General features: G+C 62.7%; 2 protein-coding genes and 1 pseudogene. 1 reads left to right on the forward strand and 2 read right to left on the reverse strand.

Translation table 11 applies throughout. The features are described 5' to 3' along the window. Positions 1–35: 35 nt before the first annotated feature. Positions 36–1,100: pseudogene (locus tag KRR26_RS36240) on the reverse strand (tyrosine-type recombinase/integrase); the annotation flags it as partial. A gap of 602 nt (positions 1,101–1,702) precedes the next feature. Here KRR26_RS36240 and KRR26_RS36250 point away from each other — a divergent pair. Further along, complete coding sequence (locus tag KRR26_RS36250; RefSeq protein ID WP_217082170.1) at positions 1,703–2,044, forward strand: hypothetical protein; 342 nt, start codon at positions 1,703–1,705, stop codon at positions 2,042–2,044. 18 nt (positions 2,045–2,062) lie between these two features. Here the strand turns inward: KRR26_RS36250 and KRR26_RS36255 are convergent, their stop codons facing one another. Next, a complete protein-coding gene (locus KRR26_RS36255) occupies positions 2,063–3,445 on the reverse strand; it encodes a P-loop NTPase family protein (RefSeq protein WP_328707282.1) in 1,383 nt (460 codons plus the stop codon). Positions 3,446–3,579: the final 134 nt, after the last annotated feature.

Below are 3,579 nucleotides of genomic sequence, written 5' to 3' on the forward strand. Positions count from 1 at the left end.
TCGCTTCGAACTCCTCGGCGACCTGGAACCACTCTTCACTCGCAACCGGCTTTGACATTCCGGCCAGGGTCCACCACCACCTCTACCCCTTCAATCCCTCCCGCCACGTCGCTCGCCGGACGGTTACCATCGAGGACACGCGCGGCTTCCCGTCGAGTATCAGGACTCAGGTGGGCGTAGCGCATCGTCATGTCGAGCGTGGCGTGTCCCATCAGCTCCTGGATGACCTTGAGGGGAATGCCCTTCATGGCGAGATGGCTGCCGTAGGTGTGCCGCAGGTCGTGCCACCCAATCGTGCCCGTCTCCCGTGAGATGCCCGCTCGCTTCAGCGTGGTGATGAGCAGGTGATCCATCATCCCTGGGGTGAGGTGCTCGCCGTTCTCCTGTCAGAAGACGAAGCGGCTTCGGAAGTGCCGATGGGCCTTCAGCGCGTCCACGACGGATTGCGGAAGGTCCACTGTCCGAGTGCTGCCGCCCTTGGGAGTGCCTTCGACACCGCGCCAGATGGTCCGTTTGACGTGGAGCTTGGCGCGGGGGAGGTCAACGTCCTGCCACTGAAGGCCGATGAGTTCCCCTTGCCGGAGTTCTGTCTTGGGTGCTGCCGTCAGGAGGGCGAAGTCTTCGGGGCCTGCCGCAGCAGCGAGGAGCCGCTCCACCTCCTCGAGGGTGAGGAAGTCGTAGTCGGGCTTCTTCACCTTGAAGAGCTTCACGTCCGGGACATGAGCCAGGACGCTTTGCTCTTTCGCGAGGCTGAGCAGCTTGCTGAGAACCGCGAGGGCGTTGTTGATGGTCTTCAGGCTCAGGAGCTGGGTCTCGCTGACTTTGCGCCTTCGGAGTGCGCGCTTCGAGGCCGTTTCGGAGTGTCCGCTGAGCCTCCGCGGCTTCTTTTTCATCGCGGCCTTGAAGTCCTCGATTTCAGCCAGGCCGATTGAGTGGAGGACCATCTCTCCGAAGAAGGGGAGCAGATGGTCGTCCAAGAGCTGCCGCTTGCTCACGACGCTGGAGTGCTTGTTGTTGTTCTCGCTGTAGGTGAGGAATCGGTGGATGAAGCTCGCCAGCGTGAGCGCCCCTTCCTCACTCTTGCTCTCCTTGTCGAAAGTGTACCGCACCGGATTGTTGAGACATCAGGTTGGTCGTAATCAGGCCGCCTGCTTCGACTGCATCAGCTTTCTCCGGGCCTGATTCGGCGAGAGGAAGTTGTGGCGCTCCAGCAGCCAGTGCTCGTTGTACCGGAGGGCCCACTCCAGCAAGGCCCTCCTGAGTTCCTCCACGGTGCTTGACGTCCTGGCGGATGGGCTCGAGGGCCTCGAAACGGGTGCCCACCTTGGCAGCAGGGATGCCAACGCACTCGGCGCTACCGTGGTCGATGGCGATGAGTACGGGGGCAACTCCAGTGCGCTGACCCCATGTAAATGGGGGCGGATTTCAGGAGTGGTTCAGGGCAGGAATGAGAAAGAAAGTCAGGTGGCGAGATGCGTCGTGCGGCCGTGAAACCGGCGGCGTTGACGTGTCAGTGCCCGGGGCTGACACGTCAACACGCACGTTCAGAATGAGGGCGGCCGTGCCTCTCCCGAGGAATTATGAATTTCAGGCGGCGCAAGTGTTGCTATGAGGCTGTTCATGCAATATGGGCGAACCGATTAAGTCCCCAGGTGAAGTCTGTAGCTTGTTGTCCCTTCAATCGACGTGAGGAATCTCAAGAATGAAAGCAACCCTCTTGCTCGTTGTCTTCGTTGCCTTCTCGGCCTCTGCTCAAAATAAGACGGCGAAGGTCACCCCCAAACGCTGTGGAGGCTCCTCTGGAAAGACTTGTGCCAAGGAGGAGGTGTGTGTCGGCGAAAAGAAATTCAAAGACGGCCTCGGTGTCTGCGTCTCGGATGCATTTTCAAATCAATGCGCCAACGCTTTGGGTAGCCGCTGTCCGAACAGCACTGACTACTGCGTTGAAGACCCGCGCAACGCCGATTGCCCGCCTGGGGTTATGGACTGTGGTAATGGGCTTTGTGTTCAGAAAAATGTAGTTGACCAGATTGGGGTGAAATGAGAGGGCGGTGCGCTGCTATCAGCACGGTGTCGGCATTCTGAGAGTATCTCTTACGTAAAATGCTCGTCGGCCGAAGTTTGGCTTCTGCGGTGTGCGCTCTGTCTGCTCGATGAAGCGGGTGAAGTCGCGGGCCTTCTTGAAGGCCCCGACTAGCTCGTCGGTGTGTTGGTAAAGCTCCACCTCGACTTCGTCGGCGAGCTGCCCCTGTCGGTGACACCGGCCGATGGCCTGTTCCCATGCGGCGCCGTCGGCTGGCGGATTCACGAATAGCATCCGCGAGAACATCGTCAGGTTCTTGCCCGTCCCGTGCGCACGGAGCGAAGCGACGATGGACCGCTTCCCACTCTCCCGGATGATGGTTGCGGACGCTGCCGGGCCACCCCCGCAGAACGGCACACCCGCCGTCTTCGCGATGCGCTCGCCCAGCTCCGGGAACTCTACCCACACGATTCCCGGTTGCCCCTTGCTCAGCGCCCACCTTGCCGCGTCCTGCACGATGAAGTCGCTCAGCCACACGCACTCGGTGACGTGCACTACCTGCCTGTGAATCTCGCCCCAACCGGGCCACGAGTGGGCGCGCCACGTTGGAAGCTCACCGTCATAGGGCGGAGACTGGTGGGCGCGAATCGCGGCACGCACCAGCAACCCGGGCGAGTCCAGGTGCTCGGCGGGGTGCTTGAGGTGCTCGCGCGGCTCCCGGTTGAACTCCTGCCGCCGCGAGAGCCACCGAAGGATTATCTCTGTGTCCTGCGGCACGCCACCGATGTCCGGGTAGCGCCAGCGATGAAATAAGCCACTCGCGAGCTGACGGGCGCACGTCACCCGCTGAAGCTCGTCGACGAACTCTTTGCCGTCGGGACGCTGCCCGCCGAGCGCCGAGTCGGAGCCCGCGAAGCGCACGTCGTCGACACCGCCCGCCGCGGCGATCTTGCGGTGCAGCCCGTCGACGTAAGTCGTGAGGGGCTCGGCGCGCGGACCGTCGTGTTTGATCGGCATGCAGTCGACGAAGAGCACGCGACGCGCGAGGGCGTCGAATGGCAGCTCGGGCTCGGAACTCTTGCGCGGTCGGCCTCGACGCCTTGGCGCGGGCTGCTCGGAAGTCTCGGGCATCACTTCCACGCGCACAGGGGCGGGGGCATCCGGTGGAAGGATGGCCGGCAGCTCGTCCTCGACGCTGGTGGGGGACTCGGACGGCTTCAGCAGGCGCTCACGTAGGGACATCGATTTGAACGCTCCTGAGAGGCACTTGGCCATGAAGGGACACCCGCCGTACTTGGAGCAGGCGGGGCCGTAGTTCGCGGGCACGTCGGCCGCTCGGGCGGCTTGCGCGTGCGCCTTCATCTCTTCGACTTGGGGCTCGACCTTGGTTTGCCACTCGCGCGCGACGTGCTCGACGGGCACGGTCGCGGGTCGTGTCCCTATAAGTGTGTAGTCGGCGAACAGGGGTGAGCGGGAAAGAGGGAAGCTCCTCGGAGAAACCAACCGAGACGGTCTCCCCCTGGCAGGGGAGCCGAGGAGTTCCCGTCGTGGACGAT

It is taken from the genome of Citreicoccus inhibens (assembly GCF_019039035.1).
Classification (GTDB): Bacteria; Myxococcota; Myxococcia; order Myxococcales; family Myxococcaceae; genus Citreicoccus; species Citreicoccus inhibens.

What these genes read in the sequence shown, in the direction of transcription:
- KRR26_RS36250 (WP_217082170.1), top strand. Translation starts at nt 1,703, where the DNA reads ATGAAAGCAACCCTCTTGCTCGTTGTCTTCGTTGCCTTCTCGGCCTCT.